15 protein-coding genes and 1 riboswitch are annotated in these 16082 nt (G+C 70.1%); of the genes, 10 read left to right on the top strand and 5 right to left on the bottom strand.

Going from position 1 to position 16082, the window contains the following annotated elements; genetic code table 11:
- Positions 1-68 precede the first annotated feature (68 nt).
- The 4 genes from ACFC0D_RS19725 (at position 69) to ACFC0D_RS19710 (ending at position 3879) form a co-directional block, all read left to right on the top strand.
- Positions 69-836 (top strand): enoyl-CoA hydratase/isomerase family protein, encoded by a 768-nt coding sequence (locus ACFC0D_RS19725; RefSeq protein WP_376437321.1) that lies wholly within the window; start codon positions 69-71, stop codon positions 834-836.
- Between the two features lie 156 nt (positions 837-992).
- Positions 993-1496: an ATP-binding protein gene (locus ACFC0D_RS19720; RefSeq protein WP_376437318.1), complete on the top strand. Its 504-nt coding sequence runs from the start codon at positions 993-995 to the stop codon at positions 1494-1496.
- 437 nt (positions 1497-1933) lie between these two features.
- Positions 1934-2692 (top strand): polysaccharide deacetylase family protein, encoded by a 759-nt coding sequence (locus ACFC0D_RS19715; protein WP_376437316.1) that lies wholly within the window; start codon positions 1934-1936, stop codon positions 2690-2692.
- Positions 2692-3879, top strand: coding sequence for a YncE family protein (locus ACFC0D_RS19710; protein ID WP_376437313.1), 1188 nt, complete (start codon positions 2692-2694; stop codon positions 3877-3879). The genes ACFC0D_RS19715 and ACFC0D_RS19710 overlap by 1 nt, the downstream gene beginning before the upstream one ends.
- 66 nt (positions 3880-3945) lie before the next feature.
- On the opposite strand, the gene ACFC0D_RS19705 is transcribed toward ACFC0D_RS19710, so the two are convergent.
- Entirely contained in the window at positions 3946-4584 is a 639-nt protein-coding gene (locus ACFC0D_RS19705) for a GNAT family N-acetyltransferase (RefSeq protein ID WP_376437310.1), read from the bottom strand.
- 105 nt (positions 4585-4689) lie between these two features.
- On the opposite strand from ACFC0D_RS19705, the gene ACFC0D_RS19700 reads away from it, so the two are divergent.
- Complete coding sequence (locus ACFC0D_RS19700; protein ID WP_376437307.1) at positions 4690-4905, top strand: EF-hand domain-containing protein; 216 nt, start codon at positions 4690-4692, stop codon at positions 4903-4905.
- Positions 4906-5447: 542 nt separating this feature from the next.
- Here the strand turns inward: ACFC0D_RS19700 and ACFC0D_RS19695 are convergent.
- The 4 genes from ACFC0D_RS19695 to gcvT all read right to left on the bottom strand — a co-directional run bounded on the left by ACFC0D_RS19695 (position 5448) and on the right by gcvT (position 9834).
- Complete coding sequence (locus ACFC0D_RS19695; protein WP_376437304.1) at positions 5448-6818, bottom strand: L-serine ammonia-lyase; 1371 nt, start codon at positions 6816-6818, stop codon at positions 5448-5450.
- Between the two features lie 150 nt (positions 6819-6968).
- Complete coding sequence (gene glyA, locus ACFC0D_RS19690) at positions 6969-8228, bottom strand: serine hydroxymethyltransferase (RefSeq protein WP_376437301.1); 1260 nt, start codon at positions 8226-8228, stop codon at positions 6969-6971.
- A gap of 20 nt (positions 8229-8248) precedes the next feature.
- Positions 8249-8629 (bottom strand): glycine cleavage system protein GcvH, encoded by a 381-nt coding sequence (gene gcvH / locus ACFC0D_RS19685; RefSeq protein WP_329115655.1) that lies wholly within the window; start codon positions 8627-8629, stop codon positions 8249-8251.
- A 77-nt stretch (positions 8630-8706) separates the two neighbouring features.
- Positions 8707-9834, bottom strand: coding sequence for a glycine cleavage system aminomethyltransferase GcvT (gene gcvT / locus ACFC0D_RS19680; protein ID WP_376437298.1), 1128 nt, complete (start codon positions 9832-9834; stop codon positions 8707-8709).
- 160 nt (positions 9835-9994) lie between these two features.
- Positions 9995-10097: riboswitch (glycine riboswitch) on the bottom strand.
- A 140-nt stretch (positions 10098-10237) separates the two neighbouring features.
- Here gcvT and ACFC0D_RS19675 point away from each other — a divergent pair.
- From ACFC0D_RS19675 to ACFC0D_RS19655, 5 genes are all read left to right on the top strand, one after another.
- The gene (locus tag ACFC0D_RS19675; RefSeq protein WP_376437295.1) at positions 10238-10909 is read left to right on the top strand and encodes an AAA family ATPase; all 672 of its coding nucleotides are present in this window, start codon (positions 10238-10240) and stop codon (positions 10907-10909) included.
- Positions 10910-11117: 208 nt separating this feature from the next.
- On the top strand, positions 11118-11858 hold the full coding sequence (locus ACFC0D_RS19670) for an enhanced serine sensitivity protein SseB (protein ID WP_376437292.1): 741 nt from the start codon (positions 11118-11120) through the stop codon (positions 11856-11858).
- Between the two features lie 40 nt (positions 11859-11898).
- On the top strand, positions 11899-12642 hold the full coding sequence (locus tag ACFC0D_RS19665) for an enhanced serine sensitivity protein SseB C-terminal domain-containing protein (protein ID WP_376437289.1): 744 nt from the start codon (positions 11899-11901) through the stop codon (positions 12640-12642).
- Between the two features lie 383 nt (positions 12643-13025).
- A complete protein-coding gene (locus ACFC0D_RS19660; RefSeq protein ID WP_376437287.1) occupies positions 13026-14030 on the top strand; it encodes an ABC transporter permease in 1005 nt (334 codons plus the stop codon).
- Positions 14031-14146: 116 nt separating this feature from the next.
- Positions 14147-15913 (top strand): ABC transporter substrate-binding protein, encoded by a 1767-nt coding sequence (locus ACFC0D_RS19655; protein ID WP_376437284.1) that lies wholly within the window; start codon positions 14147-14149, stop codon positions 15911-15913.
- Positions 15914-16082: the final 169 nt, after the last annotated feature.

The following is a 16082-nucleotide window of genomic DNA, read 5'->3' as shown; positions in this document are numbered from 1 at the left end:
CGACGGACCCGGCGCTGTGAGCAACAGCACCGGGTCCGTTGTCGTTAACGGCGGCTAACCTGCCGGGTATGACTGTGAACCTCGAAGTCGCCGAAGGCGTCGGCACCATCCGCCTCGACCGCCCTCCGATGAACGCCCTCGACATCGCCACCCAGGACCGGCTGCTCGAGCTGGCCCAGGAGGCGACCGACCGCGACGACGTGCGCGCCGTGATCCTGTACGGCGGCGAGAAGGTGTTCGCGGCGGGCGCGGACATCAAGGAGATGCAGGTCATGGACCACGCGGCCATGGTCAAGCGGTCGCGCGCACTCCAGGACTCCTTCACCGCGGTCGCCCGCATCCCCAAGCCCGTCGTCGCCGCCATCACCGGCTACGCCCTGGGCGGCGGCTGCGAACTGGCCCTGTGCGCCGACTACCGGATCGCCGCGGACAACGCCAAGCTCGGCCAGCCCGAGATCCTGCTCGGTCTGATCCCCGGCGCCGGCGGCACCCAGCGGCTGTCCCGTCTGGTCGGCCCGTCGAAGGCCAAGGACCTCATCTTCACCGGCCGGATGGTCAAGGCCGACGAGGCCCTGACGCTCGGTCTGGTCGACCGGGTCGTCCCGGCGGCCGAGGTGTACGAGCAGGCGCACGCCTGGGCCGCGAAGCTCGCCCAGGGCCCCGCCATCGCGCTGCGCGCCGCGAAGGAGGCCGTCGACCAGGGTCTGGAGGCCGACATCGACACCGGTCTCGCGATCGAACGCACCTGGTTCGCGGGTCTGTTCGCGACCGAGGACCGCGAGCGCGGGATGCGCAGCTTCGTCGAGGAGGGTCCGGGCAAGGCGAAGTTCGTCTGATTTCCGGCGGCCCGAGGCGGTCGGCGGACCCTACTCTCCAGTACCGCCGTCCGCCAAGGGCATATGCCATGCGAATTCAGCGGAATTGTCGATTCCGGGGCCTCGATTCCGTCGGAACGGCCCCGCGGCCCGTTCCGTCCGGCCATGATGGGGGGCATGGCGGGCCTGGAGGGTGTGGAACAGCCGCGGCAGCACGGCGGTGCGACCGCAGCACGGTGGGTACCGGCCGTCGATGACGAACAGGCCCTCAAGGCGCTGGAGTTGTACGGGAATCCGGCCGAGGAGGACGTGCGGCTGCCGTCCCGTCCCGAGTCCGCCGCGATCGCCCGCCGGCTCACCCAGTGCGTCGTCCTTCGGCAGTGGGCCCTGTCCCCGCAGATCGCCGAGCACGCCGTCCTGCTCGTCTCCGAACTCGTCGGCAACGCCGTCCGGCACACCGGCGCCCGGGTCTTCGGGCTGCGGATGCTGCGCCGTCGTGGCTGGATCCGGATCGAGGTCCGCGACCCCTCGCGAGGGCTGCCGTGTCTCATGCCCGTCCAGGAGCTCGACATCAGCGGGCGCGGGCTCTTCCTCGTCGACAAGCTCTCCGACCGCTGGGGCGTGGATCTGCAGCCGCGCGGCAAGACGACGTGGTTCGAGATGCGCGTCTCGGACCGCTGACCGCAAGCCGTCGGCCTCTGGCTGTCGGTCTTCGGCTGCTGCTCGCGGGTCGTCGGCCGTCCCCGGATGCACCGAAGCCCCCGTCCGCCGCGGTGGGGCGCCTGGGGGCTTCCGTGAGGACGGCCGTGGATCGGGGGGGTGTATCCACGGCCGTGAAAACGACCTGGCCCGGGTCAATGGGGGTCGTGTCTCCGACTATGGCAGACAGGGGGCCATCGCGCCAAAAGTCCCTACTGGGGCAAATCAGTCAAAGGGTGACAGTTTACCGATGAATCGTTGGTGACCTAGAGCACCTGCCTTGTAAATGGTGAATAAGTATGGGGTTCACCGCTTGTTTCCTCGACTCCTTCACATGGCGGGCACTGGAGTGCGACCCGTAAACGTCCTGAAATGGCTTAATCGTTAGAAAACGGGTGCTACGGGCCTTAAATGGGCGCGTGACCCTGACCGACCGCCGTGGCGCACTCCGGGCGGGCGCGGCGGCCGCCCTCGCGGGAGCGCTCACCGCCGCCTGCGGCAGCGACGGCCGCCCCCCACCCGACGGCCCCGCCCCCGCCCCCGAGCCCGTCGCACCGGGCCCCCGCCGCTTCCCCGGCCTGCCGGTCGAGATCACGAGCGGGCCGCGCGACCGCCCCCGGGTCGCCCTCACCTTCCACGGCCAGGGCGACCCCGCTCTCGCTCGCGCCGTCCTCGCCGAGGCCGAGAAGGGCGGCGCCCGGGTCACCGTCCTCGCCGTCGGCGACTGGCTCGACACCCACCCCGAGCTGGCCCGCCGGATCCTCGACGGCGGCCACGACCTCGGCAACCACACCCAGCGCCATCTCGACGTCAACGCGATGACCGAGGACGAGGCGCACGCGGAGATCAGCGCCTGCGCCACGCGGCTGCGCCGGCTCACCGGCTCCATCGGCAGCTGGTTCCGGCCGTCCAGAGGCCGGAACGCGAGCCCGGCCGTCCAGCGGGCCGCCCGCCAGGTCGGCTACCCGCACGTCCTCTCGTACGACGTCGACTCCCTCGACTTCACCTCGCCCGGCGCCGCGGCCGTCGTCCGCAACGTCACCGGGCCGATCCGCAACGGATCGGTGGTGAGCCTGCACCTCGGCTACGCAGACACGCTCGCCGCCCTGCCGCCCCTCCTCGCCGACCTCGACCGCCGCGGCCTGCGCGCGGTGACGACCACGGAGCTGCTGACCTGATGCTGCCTCTCACCAAGCGTTCGAAGAGCCTCCTCGCCGCCGCCCTGCTCGCCGCGCTCGCCGGGTGCGGTACCGCGGACAACGGCACCGAGCCCCGTGGCGGCGCCAAGAAGGAGGCGGCGGCGCGCCCGGTCGTACCGAAGGAGGCCGTCCCGGACGGCCTCCCCGGAATGCCACCGCTCCTCGACCCCAAGGACGTCTACGCGGCCGACCGGCCGGGCCTGCTCTCGCCCGTCGTCAAGGACTTCCCGTCCCGGGTCTACGTGCCCAACACCAACTCCAACACCGTCTCCGTCATCGACCCGGCGACCTACAAGGTGATCGAGACCATCCCGGTCGGCATCCAGCCGCAGCACGTCGTCCCGTCGTGGGACCTGAAGACGCTCTGGGTCAACAACAACCGCGGCCACACGCTCACCCCGATCGACCCCGCCACCGGAGTGGCGGGCAAGCCCGTCGAGGTCCACGACCCGTACAACCTCTACTTCACCCCCGACGGCAAGTACGCCGTCGTCATGGCCTCCCTCGACCGCGAGCTGGTCTTCCGCGACCCGCACACCATGGACCGGAAGAAGACCGTCCCGGTCTCCTGCTACGGCGTCAACCACGCGGACTTCTCCGCGGACGGCCGGTACTTCGTCGTCTCCTGCGAGTTCTCCGGCGAGCTGCTGAAGGTCGACACGGCGAAGATGGAGGTCATCGGCCAGCAGAAGCTCCCCTTCCAGGGCGCGATGCCGCAGGACGTGAAGCTCTCCCCGGACGGCAAGACCTTCTACATCGCCGACATGATGGCCCACGGCATGTGGGTCCTGGACGGCGAGAAGTTCACCACCCCGCGACTGATGCCGACCGGCAAGGGCGCCCACGGCCTCTACGTCTCCCGGGACTCCAAGGAGATGTACGTCCCCAACCGGGGCGAGGGCTCCATCTCGGTCTTCGACTTCGGGCAGAACAAGCTGACGAAGAAGTGGTGGCTGCCGGACGGCGGCTCCCCGGACATGGGCGGTGTCTCGGCCGACGGCAAGGTGCTGTGGCTGTCGGGACGTTACGACTCCGAGGTCTACGCGATCGACACCAAGACCGGCAAGCAGCTCGCCCGCATCCCGGTCGGCGGCGGCCCCCACGGCCTCGCGGTCTATCCCCAGCCCGGGCGCTACTCCCTCGGCCACACCGGAGTGTTCCGCTAGCTCCTCGGGGCCCGGCCGGTCTCCGGGCCCCTCGGGAGGGGCCTCTGCGCACTCGCCGGGCGCGGGTCAGCCCGCCGTGAGCAGGGCCTCCGAGGCCACCGGGCGGTAGCCCGCCGCCTGGAAGACGCGCACGCTGCGGGCGTTGCCCGGGGACTGCTGCGCCCAGACCACGTCGCCCGGTGTCAGATGCCGGGCGGCGAGGGCCAGCGCCCGGCCGATCCCGCGGTGCCTGACCTCCTCGTCGACCTCGATCGCCGCCTCCCAACGGCCCGCCACTCCCCGGCCCAGGATCACCACGCCGCCGTGGGCCGCCCACACCCGTACGTCGTCGCGGTACTTCATCGCCCGCGCCACCCGGGGATGCTCCGGGTCCTCGATCTCCCGCAGCGGCAGCTCGGGTTCCCCGGGCAGCGCCGTGGCGACCGTCAGCAGGTCGATGGTGTTCATGCGCCGGCCCGTGTGCCGCATCAGGGCGAGGAGGAACCCCGGGTTCATCGAGGCGGCCAGCGGGTCGCTGGAGGCGGCCGCCAGCTCCGCCCGCACCCATGCGGGATCCGCGTCCGTGAAGACGACCGAGTGCGCGGTGAAGGCGAGGACACCGGCGTCCCGGTCGTTCGGCGGCGGGACGACGGTCGTCGAACCGTCGGGCGGCGGGAACTGTCCGCGGGCCGCCGCTGCCAGGATCCGTGCCACGTCGTCGCTCATACCTCCCATGATCCGCCATGGCCCGCCACTCCCCGGCGCCCGGCCCCCGGGGAACGCCCGATAATCTGAGCCCCGTCATCGAAGCATCAAGAAGGGGCGGAAGCTGTGGCGGACATCGAGTCGGCGCGCAAGGCATTCGAGCGGTTCGACGTGGACGGGGACGGTTTCATCACCGCCTCCGAGTACAAGAGCGTCATGGCGCAGCTGGGTGACTTCAACGTCACCGAGACGGTCGCGGAGGCCCTGATCGGCCAGCGTGACGGCAACGCCGACGGCAAGCTGTCCTGGGACGAGTTCTGGGCGGACCTCAACAAGGCCTGACCCCGCCGGGCGAGGACGGGCGGCGCCGTACCGCGACAGCCGGCCGAGCGGCGAACCACGGGCCGCCCGCCTCACGCGACGTCGCTGCCGTCCGCGGCCCGGGCGGCCGGGGTCTCCGTCAAGGAGGCGGCCGTGGCCGTGCGGAGACTGACCGACGGCGGTCTCCTGGCGGAGACCGAAGGCGAACTCCACGCCCTGAGCGAGCAGTTCAAGGGCATCGTCCGCACCACGCGCCCGCCCGCCGAGGAGCCGGAGAGCCACGGCTACGAGAACGACGAGGTGGAGTCGCTGCTGCGCACCTTCGTACGGAACGACCGGCTGATCCGGCTTCCCTCCCAGTGGGTGCGCCGCCGTGTGGTGCTGCAGCACTGCTCGGCCGCGAGGGCGGCCGCTACTGGCTCCGCACGGACATCCAGCCCGCGCTCCGACGGCCGGTACGACGACCGAGGGGCCCGCTTCGGCGGGCCCCTCGGTCGTGGCGTTCGTGTGCGCGGAGATCGTGCCGGGACGTACGGCGCACGCGCCGGTCAGGCCCTACGACGTCAGCACTCGATGATGTTCACCGCGAGACCGCCGCGGGCCGTCTCCTTGTACTTGACCGACATGTCCGCGCCGGTCTCCTTCATGGTCTTGATGACCTTGTCGAGGGAGACCAGGTGGCTGCCGTCGCCGCGCATCGCCATCTTCGCCGCCGTGACCGCCTTGACCGCCGCCATGCCGTTGCGCTCGATGCACGGGATCTGGACCAGGCCGCCGACCGGGTCGCAGGTCAGCCCCAGGTTGTGCTCCATGCCGATCTCGGCCGCGTTCTCGACCTGCTCGGGGGTGCCGCCCAGGACCTCCGCGAGGGCGCCGGCGGCCATCGAGCAGGCCGAGCCGACCTCGCCCTGGCAGCCGACCTCGGCGCCGGAGATGGAGGCGTTCTCCTTGAAGAGCATGCCGACCGCGCCCGCCGCCAGCATGAAGCGGACCACACCGTCCTCGTCCGCGCCGGGCACGAAGTTCATGTAGTAGTGCAGGACGGCCGGGATGATGCCCGCCGCGCCGTTCGTCGGGGCGGTGACCACGCGGCCGCCCGCCGCGTTCTCCTCGTTCACGGCCATCGCGTAGAGCGTGATCCACTCCATCGCGAGCGCGGCCGGGTCGCCCTCGGAGCGCAGCTTCCGGGCCGTGTTCGCGGCGCGGCGGCGGACCTTCAGGCCGCCCGGCAGGATGCCCTCGCGGGACATGCCGCGCGAGACACAGGCCTGCATGACCCGCCAGATCTCGAGCAGGCCCGCGCGGATCTCGTCCTCGCTGCGCCAGGCCTTCTCGTTCTCCAGCATCAGCGCCGAGATCGACAGGCCGGTCTCCTTCGCCAGGCGCAGCAGCTCGTCGCCCGTACGGAAGGGGTACTTCAGGACGGTGTCGTCCGGGACGATCGGGTTCTCACCCTGGACCGCGTCCTCGTCCACGACGAAGCCGCCGCCTACCGAGTAGTAGGTCTTCTCCAGGACCAGCGCGCCCTCCGCGTCGTACGCGAAGATCGTCATGCCGTTGGCGTGGTACGGCAGCGCCTTGCGGCGGTGCAGGATCAGGTCCTCGTCGAAGTCGAAGGGGATCTCGTGCGCGCCGAGGAGGTTGATCCGGCCGCTGGACTTGATCCGCTCGACCTCGTCGTCCGCCGTCTCGACGTCGACCGTGCGCGGGGAGCTGCCCTCCAGGCCCAGCAGGACGGCCTTCGGCGTGCCGTGGCCGTGCCCCGTCGCGCCCAGCGAGCCGTACAGCTCCGCGCGTATCGACGCGGTGTGGGCGAGGAGCCCCTCGTTCTTCAGTCGGCGGGCGAACATCCGGGCCGCGCGCATGGGGCCCACCGTGTGGGAGCTCGACGGGCCGATACCGATCGAGAACAGGTCGAAGACCGAGATGGCCACGGGGAACTCCTTGTGGGGGGCTAGACGCCGTTGTCTGCCGGGGTGGTGCAGAACAGCAGGAAAAGGGGGTGGGGCACCGCGCTCACTGTCCAGTGTGCGCGGTGCCCCGGAGCTTTCGTACGAACGAGCCTGGAACTAAAGCGTACGAAATTACTTCAGGCCGGGGTACAGCGGGTGCTTCTCCGCAAGCGCGGACACGCGGGCCTTCAGCGCCTCGGCGTCGAAGCCGGGCTTCAGGGTCTCCGCGATGACGTCGGCCACCTCACGGAAGTCCTCGTCGCCGAAACCGCGGGTCGCGAGCGCCGGCGTACCGATGCGCAGACCCGAGGTGACCATCGGCGGACGCGGGTCGTTCGGGATCGCGTTCCGGTTGACCGTGATGCCGACCTCGTGGAGACGGTCCTCGGCCTGCTGGCCGTCCAGCTCGGAGTTGCGCAGGTCCACCAGGACCAGGTGCACGTCCGTGCCGCCGGACAGGACCGAGACACCGTGCGCGGTGACGTCGTCCTGGACCAGACGCTCGGCGAGGATCCGGGCGCCGTCCAGCGTGCGCTGCTGGCGCTCCTTGAACTCCTCCGAGGCCGCGACCTTGAAGGAGACGGCCTTGGCCGCGATCACGTGCTCCAGCGGGCCGCCCTGGAAACCGGGGAAGACCGAGGAGTTCAGCTTCTTCGCGAACTCCTTCTTCGCGAGGATGATGCCGCCGCGCGGGCCGCCCAGCGTCTTGTGCGTGGTGGAGGTCACCACGTCCGCGTACTCGACCGGGTTCGGGTGCAGACCGGCCGCGACCAGGCCCGCGAAGTGGGCCATGTCGACCCACAGGTACGCCTCGACCTCGTCGGCGATCCGGCGGAACTCGGCGAAGTCCAGCTGACGCGGGTAGGCGGACCAGCCCGCGATGATCACCTTGGGGCGGTGCTCCTTGGCCAGGCGCTCCACCTCGGCCATGTCGACCAGACCGGCTTCGTCCACGTGGTACGCGACCACGTTGAACTGCTTGCCCGAGAAGTTCAGGCGCATGCCGTGGGTCAGGTGACCGCCGTGGGCCAGGTCCAGGCCCAGGATCGTGTCGCCGGGCTGGGCGATCGCGAACAGCGCGGCCTGGTTCGCGGAGGCACCGGAGTGCGGCTGGACGTTGGCGTACTCGGCGCCGAACAGGTCCTTGATCCGGTCGATCGCGATCTGCTCGGCGACGTCGACGTGCTCGCAGCCACCGTAGTAGCGGCGGCCCGGGTAGCCCTCGGCGTACTTGTTGGTGAGAACGGAGCCCTGGGCCTCCATGACCGCGACCGGAGCGAAGTTCTCCGAGGCGATCATCTCGAGGGTGGACTGCTGACGGTGGAGCTCGGCGTCGACGGCGGCGGCGACGTCCGGGTCCAGCTCGTGAAGAGGGGTGTTCAGCACAGACATGAATCGATCCCTAAGGGGTCTCAGTTCCCGGCGGAGAACTCGGCGTACGCGTCGGCGGAAAGCAGGTCGTCCGGCTCACCCGTGACGCGCACCTTGAACAGCCAGCCACCCTCGAACGGAGCGGTGTTCACCAGCGACGGGTCGTCCACCACGTCCTGGTTGGCCGCCACGACCTCACCGGTGACCGGGGAGTACAGGTCGCTGACGGACTTGGTCGACTCCAGCTCACCGCAGGTCTCGCCCGCGGTCACCGTGTCACCGACCTCCGGGAGCTGGGCGTAGACGACGTCACCGAGCGCGTTGGCCGCGAACTCCGTGATGCCGACCGTCGCGACGCCGTCCTCGGCGGCCGACAGCCACTCGTGCTCCTTGGTGTAGCGCAGCTGCTGGGGGTTGCTCATGACCTGATTCTCCTGGATCGAGGGAGTGCTGATGAACGTGGGTCTTGCGGGGTGAGACGCGGAGCGAGACGGATGCGTCACTTCTGGCGCTTGTAGAACGGCAGCGCCACGACCTCGTACGGCTCGTGGGTGCCGCGGATGTCCACACCTACACCCTGCGTGCCGGGCTCGGCGTGCGCCGCGTCCACGTACGCCATGGCGATCGGCTTTCCGAGGGTGGGGGACGGGGCACCGGAGGTGACCTCGCCGACGACCTCGCCGTTCGCGACGACGGAGAAGCCGGCGCGCGGGACGCGGCGGCCCTCGGCGATCAGGCCGACGAGCTTGCGCGGCGGGTTGGAGGCGGCACGCTCGGCGGCGGCCTCCAGCGCCTTGCGGCCGACGAAGACGCCGTCGTTGGTCGTCTTCTCGAACTTCACGACCCGGCCGAGGCCCGCGTCGAACGGGGTGAGGGAGGTGGTCAGCTCGTGCCCGTACAGCGGCATCCCCGCCTCCAGGCGGAGCGTGTCACGGCAGGACAGGCCGCACGGGATCAGGCCGACCGGCGCGCCCGCCTCGGTCAGCGCCTTCCAGACGCCCTCGGCGTGCTCGGGCTTCAGGAACAGCTCGAAGCCGTCCTCGCCGGTGTAGCCGGTACGGGCGATCAGCGCGGGGACCCCGGCGACCGTGCCCGGGAGGCCGGCGTAGTACTTCAGACCGTCCAGGTCGGCGTCGGTGAGCGACTTCAGGATGCCGGGGGACTCCGGGCCCTGGACGGCGATCAGGGCGTACGCGTCACGGTCGTCCCGCACCTCGGCGTCGAAGCCGGCCGCGCGCTCGGTCAGCGCGTCGAGGACGATCTGCGCGTTGGAGGCGTTGGCGACGACCATGTACTCCGTCTCGCCGAGGCGGTACACGATCAGGTCGTCGAGGATGCCGCCGTCCTCCTGGCAGATCATCGTGTAGCGGGCACGGCCCACACCGACCGTGGAGATGTTGCCGACCAGCGCGAAGTCGAGGAGCTCGACGGCCTGCGGGCCGGTGACGGTGATCTCACCCATGTGGGAGAGGTCGAAGAGGCCCGCCTTGGTGCGGACGGCGTTGTGCTCGTCGCGCTCGCTGGCGTAGCGCAGCGGCATGTCCCAGCCGGCGAAGTCGGTCATGGTCGCGCCCAGGGAGCGATGCAGCGCATCGAGGGCGGTCAGACGGGGGGCGGCAGTGCTCATGGGTGTGGCTCCCGGGTCCCAAGGCAGAAAAATCATGACGGACGAGGACGATCCTCCCCATCTGTCATGGAACCTGAGAGGTTCACCGAGAGCATCCTCGGCTTGCACCTTGGGTGGAGCCGCACCGGGCACGCCGGGGCGGTTCGCTTTTCAGATCTGCCTCATCCACGCGGTACGGGGCCTGAGAGATTCAAGGGAGGGTCTTGCTCCTTCGGCGCCCGGGGCCCACCGTGGTGGTTCCGGGACTCTCCCGCGCGGATTCGAGCGGCCGGTATGAGGTTGTGTGCGCTTGGCGCGCACATCATTGCACGAGGGGTCTGATCGGCAAATCGCTTGTGCCTCATTACCGCTTCTTTACACTTTGTGGGCAAGGGTTCCCGGGAACCCGACTGGGGGAGAAGCGATGACGTTCCAGCACTCCGGCGCCTACGCCACAGGGACGGGGATACCGTCCCCGCGCGCCAGGGCCAGGACCCGCAGGCGCGGCTCCGCCGTGCCTCTGCTGCGCGATCTGCGCGAGCGGGGCGGCCGTGGCCCCCGTGTGCTCTCCTTCGCCGCCGGTGACCTCGTCGTGGTCTCCGGCCTGCCCGGCAGCGGCAAGTCGACGCTCATGCGACGCGCGGCGGGGGGTCTGGGCATCGATTCGCAGGACGCCCGCGAGCGCTGGGAGGGACGGCTGCCCCGCTTCCTGCCGTACGCCGTCTACCGCCCGCTGGCCCGTATCGCCCACTACGCCGGGCTGCGCCGGGCGCTGCGCTCCGGGCGGAGCGTGGTCGTCCACGACTGCGGCACGCAGTCCTGGGTGCGGAACTGGCTCGCCCGCGAGGCCCGCCGCCGTGGCGGCGCCCTGCACCTGGTGCTGCTGGACGTCACCCCGGCCGCCGCGCGGGAGGGGCAGCGCGAGCGTGGCCGAGGTGTGTCGGGATACGCCTTCGCCCGGCACCGCCGGGCCGTCGGCCGGCTCCTGAGCTCCGTCGAGTCCGGCCGCCTGCCGAGGGGCTGCTCCTCGGCGACCCTCCTCGACAGGGACGCGGCGGGCGCCCTGCGGAGAATCACCTTCCGTCCCACGGACTGACGGCGCCCGCACCGGCCCGAGCGAGCGCCCGCACCGGCCCGAGCGGGCGCGGTGCACCGCCCGAGCCGTTACCGGTCCATCCGGACCGGGGTGCTCCGTACACTTTTGGCCACGGCGGCGCCAGGGCGGCGTTAGGGTTCTGCCCCGAGGGCGCCGCGACCAGGGCGTGCGAGACGCGACCAGGGCGCGAGAAGGGGAACCGGGAACCGTGGACGTCACATGGCCGGGCAATGAGCTCGAAGAGGTGCTGGCCGCCTCGCTCGGCAACCCCGCAGCCGGAGGCCGGCTCGTCGAGGTGCTCGGGCGGAGCCCCGTCTGGGTGCCCCTCCCCAACGGCGGCAGCCCCGAGAGCCGGGACCTCGATCTGCCCACGATGGAGATCGACGGACTGCCGTACGTCCCCGTCTTCAGCTCCGAGCAGCAGTTCCTGGCCTGTGTGGGCGGTCACATGTCCTTCACCGTCGCCCCCGCCCGAGACTTCGCCCGCGGTCTGCCCCCGCAGCTCGGCATCGCCGTGAACCCAGGCGGCACGGTCGGCGCCCCGCTGCCTCCGCCCGCCGTCGCCGAGCTCTGCCGGGTCGGCCGCAGCCCGCTGGACGGGCCCGCGAGCGGCGGCCGCGTCCGGCTCTTCGAGCCCGACTGGCAGGACGACCCCGTCGACTTCCTCGCCGCCGCGTCCGCGGAGTTCGAGGCCACCGGAGTCGTCGTCACCGCGCGCCGCGCCCTGGCCAGCGTCGAGGGCACGGAGCCGGCGCTCTTCGTCGGCGTCCAGCTCGCCACCTGGGACGGCGTCGACCGCAACGCCCCGCTCGACGCGCTCGGCCGCGCGCTGGGCCGGGTCGAGGTGGCCTGGCCGGTCAATCTCATCCTGCTGGACGTTGCGCAGGACCCGGTCGGCGACTGGATGCTGGAGCGGGTGCGCCCCTTCTATCAGCGGGCGTCCGCGTAATTAAGCTGGTTCGGTGGACGGAAGAGGGGCGGGACCCAGGGTGAGCGCGTCGAGCACCGCTGCGGCCGGACAGGTCGAGCACATGCTGCGCCAGGTGGCACCGGGACGCTACGACGCGTACGAGAAGCTGTTGCACGCCCTCGCCGAAGGCGATGTCTGGATGCTGCTCTGGCAGGGCGCACCCGGTTCGCCCGACGCGCAGTACGGGAACATGGAGGTCGATGGCTTCGGGTACGCCCCGTGCGTCACCTCCGCGCAGGAGCTCGCCGCCTCCGGCTGGAACCGTGCCCACGAAGTGGTCACGGGGCGCGACATCGCGCGCTCCCTCTACCCCGACCGCTGGGGCATCTGGCTCAACCCGCACGACCCGGGCGGCGGCGTCGGCATCCCCTGGGCCGATCTCCGGCGGATCGCCACCGGTCTCGACCGGATGCCCGCCGGGCCGCTGCGGCTCTCCGAACCCTCCCTGGAGATCCCGCAGTTCTACGCCCTGCTGACCCAGAACGCCCATCGCACCTCGGCCGTACGGGCGTTGCGCCGTGCCTGGGTGCAACCCGCGCTCGGCTCCCCGTACCTCGCCATCGGTCTCGACCTCTACGACACCTCCGCCGCCTCGGTCGAGGCGGTGCGGGCCATGATGCGCCAGTCGATCGCGGCGGTCCCCGACGGGCTGCCCGTCTCGACGGTCGCGATGTCCGACGAGTACGACCCGGTGACGATGTGGCTGCGCGCCAACGCCCGCCCGTTCTACGACCGCGACGCCCACGTTCCCGTCTATCGCTGACTCCTGACAGCTCGTCCGCATCGCGAGACGCCTGTCCGAAAAGGCCGCACCGAGATCCTCGGTGCGGCCTTCGTCGTCCTCGGCGAATCCACCCAAAAAGCGGCCAGGAAGGTGCTGTTGGCCGTGATGTCCGTTCCGTGCCGAACGGGCGGTGTTGCTTCGCTCAGCAGATCGCCCGGTCCGGATAACGGAAGGCTCCGGGCCACATCACGGTTGCGCATCACATCCCGAGCAGGTCTGGCGGGTGATCGTGAGCCCGATAAAGACTCCCCGGAACACCGGGCGTTCGGCCTCCTGGCCGGTGCCTCGCAGTTGTTCCACCAAGCCGCTACCCGCGGCGGGCAAGGGCCGGCTACCGGCGGCCGAGAGGGGTCCTGACCACGATGACGGCACCACTGCACGAGACGAGTGCGGTCGAGTCGACCACCGCCGTCGACGCCGTGCCCGACGCGCCGCCGGGCAAGACGATCGAGGGACGTTCCCCCTGGCAGATCGCCTGGATGCGACTGAAGCGGGACAAGCTCGCGCTGGCCGGCGGCGCGATCGTGATCTTCCTGGTCATCGTCGCCGTCCTCGCACCCGTCATTGTGGGCCTGCTCGGTCACCCGCCGGACGAGTTCCACGAGGACCAGATCGACCCGCTCTTCGGCACCCCGATCGGCTCGTACGGCGGCATCAGTTCCGACTTCCTCCTCGGCGTCGAGCCGGTGAACGGCCGTGACGTCTTCAGCCGGATCATCTACGGTGCCCGCATCTCACTGCTCGTCGCCTTCCTCGCGGCCATGTTCGCGGTCGTGCTCGGCACGATCCTCGGCATCGTCGCCGGCTACTTCGGCGGCTGGGTCGACGCGGCGCTCAGCCGCGTCATGGACGTCATGCTCGCCTTCCCGCAGCTGCTGTTCACCATCGCCCTGGTGTCCGTGCTCCCCAACGAGCTGCTCGGCTTCTCCGGTTCGGGAGTCCGCATCGGTGCGCTGGTGGTCGTGATCGGCTTCTTCGGCTGGCCGTACGTCGGCCGGATCGTCCGCGGCCAGACCCTCTCCCTGCGCGAGCGCGAGTACGTGGACGCCGCCCGCAGCCTGGGCGCCGGCCGCCTGTACATCCTGCGCCGGGAGCTGCTGCCCAACCTGATCGCCCCGATCATGGTCTACGCGACCCTCATGATCCCCACCAACATCCTCACCGAAGCGGCCCTCAGCTTCCTCGGCGCCGGTGTCAAGCCGCCCACCGCTTCCTGGGGCCAGATGCTGTCGACGGCCATCTCCACCTATGAATCGGACCCCCTGTTCATGGTGATCCCCGGCCTCGCGATCTTCATCACCGTTCTGGCGTTCAACCTCTTCGGCGACGGCGTGCGCGACGCGCTCGACCCGAAGGCCGCTCGCTGAGCACCTGCTGACCGCCCGCACGCCCGTACAGACCCGCCCCTGCCGCTGGTGACAGGAGGCAATCAACACCGGCGGACCGTCGTGACGGCCGCCACTAAACCGGAGGTTGCGAGACCATGACTCTGAACAGCTCTCAGCGGCGCAGAATCGCCGCGGGCGCGCTGCTCGCGGCGGCCACGATGGTCGTCACCACCGCCTGCGGTGGCGGCAGCGGCGACGGAGACAAGGGCAAGACCGGCGCGGCCGGCTTCAACGCCGCTGTGAACAAGGTCGCCAACCCCTCCGACAAGAAGGGCGGCGAGCTGAAGTTCATCGGCTCGCAGGAGGCCGACTCGTGGGACCCGCAGCGCGGCTACTACGGCTTCGTGTGGGACTTCGCCCGCTACTACACGCGCCAGCTGGTCACCTTCAAGGCCGAGCCGGGCGCCGCCTCCACCGAGCTGGTCCCCGACCTCGCCACCGACGCCGGCAAGGTCTCGCCCGACGGCCTCACCTACACCTTCACGCTGAAGGACGGGGTGACCTGGGAGGACGGCAAGCCGATCACCTCCAAGGACATCAAGTACGGCATCGAGCGCATCTGGGCCCAGGACGTCATCTCCGGCGGCCCGATCTACCTCCAGCAGGTCCTCGACCCCAAGGGCGAGTACAAGGGTCCCTACAAGGACACCTCCGCGGACAAGCTCGGCCTGAAGGCGATCGAGACCCCGGACGACAAGACCATCATCTTCAAGCTGCCGGTCGCCAACGGTGACTTCCTGCAGATGCTGGCCATGCCCGCCGCCTCTCCGGTCCGCCAGGACAAGGACACCAAGGCCCAGTACGGCCTGAAGCCCTTCTCCTCCGGCCCGTACAAGTGGCAGTCCTACACTCCCAACAAGTCGATGCTGCTCGTCCGCAACGACAAGTGGGACGCCAAGACGGACACGATTCGCAAGGCGCTGCCGGACAAGATCAGCGTCAAGTTCACCACCAACGCCGACGACATGGACAACCGTCTGGTCGAGGGCGAGTACGACCTCGACATCAACGCCACCGGTGTCGGCGCGGCGGCCCGTGCCAAGGTGCTTCAGCAGCACAAGGGGAACGCGGACAACCCGCAGACCGGCTTCATCCGCTACGCGGTCTTCCCGCAGACGGTCATCGACAACGTCGAGTGCCGCAAGGCGATCATCTACGCGGCCGACTCCAAGTCCCTCCAGACCGCCCGTGGCGGCCCGCAGGCCGGTGGCGACATCGCCTCCAACATGCTGCCGCCGGCGATCAAGGGTGCCGACCCGAAGGCCGACCCGTACGGCAAGCTCGCCGGCGCGCCGGACATCGCCAAGGCGAAGGAGGCCCTGGCGAAGTGCGGTAAGCCGAACGGCTTCAAGACCACCATCGCGGTCCGCAACAACAAGAAGATCGAGATCGCGACCGCCGAGTCCCTCCAGCAGTCGCTGAAGGCCGTCGGCATCGACGCCCAGATCGACCAGTTCGACGGCGCCCAGACCTCCGGCATCATCGGTTCGCCGAAGGTGGTCAAGGACAAGGGCTACGGCATCATCATCATGGGCTGGGGTGCCGACTTCCCCTCCGGTCAGGGCTTCCTGCAGCCGCTGGTCGACGGCCGCTTCATCCTCCAGAGCGGTAACAACAACTTCTCGGAGCTGAACGACCCGGCGGTCAACAAGCTCTTCGACGAAGCGCTGAAGGAGACCGACCCGGTCAAGGCCGGCGAGCTCTACAAGCAGATCAACACGAAGGTCTCGGACGCCGCGGTGTACCTGCCCTTCACCCACGAGAAGAACATCATCTGGCGCTCCTCGCGACTGACCAACGTCTACACGGCCGACGCCTACAACGGCCGCTACGACTACGCGTCGCTCGGCGTCATGAAGTAAGTCGAGTCTCCATCCACCCGCTCCAACGGCGCACCACCCGCCGCTAGGTCCGAAGGGCAGGTGATGGCCGCTCACGGCGGCCGGCGGGGACCCCACGGATAAACACCACCCCCCGCGCCCCCACCCACCAAAGAAAAAGGTATACCCCCCAGAGGTGCAACACCCAAAG

The sequence above is a fragment of the Streptomyces sp. NPDC056222 genome, from assembly GCF_042264065.1.
Lineage (GTDB): Bacteria > Actinomycetota > Actinomycetes > Streptomycetales > Streptomycetaceae > Streptomyces.
This window is presented reverse-complemented; position numbering and strand designations above follow the sequence as displayed.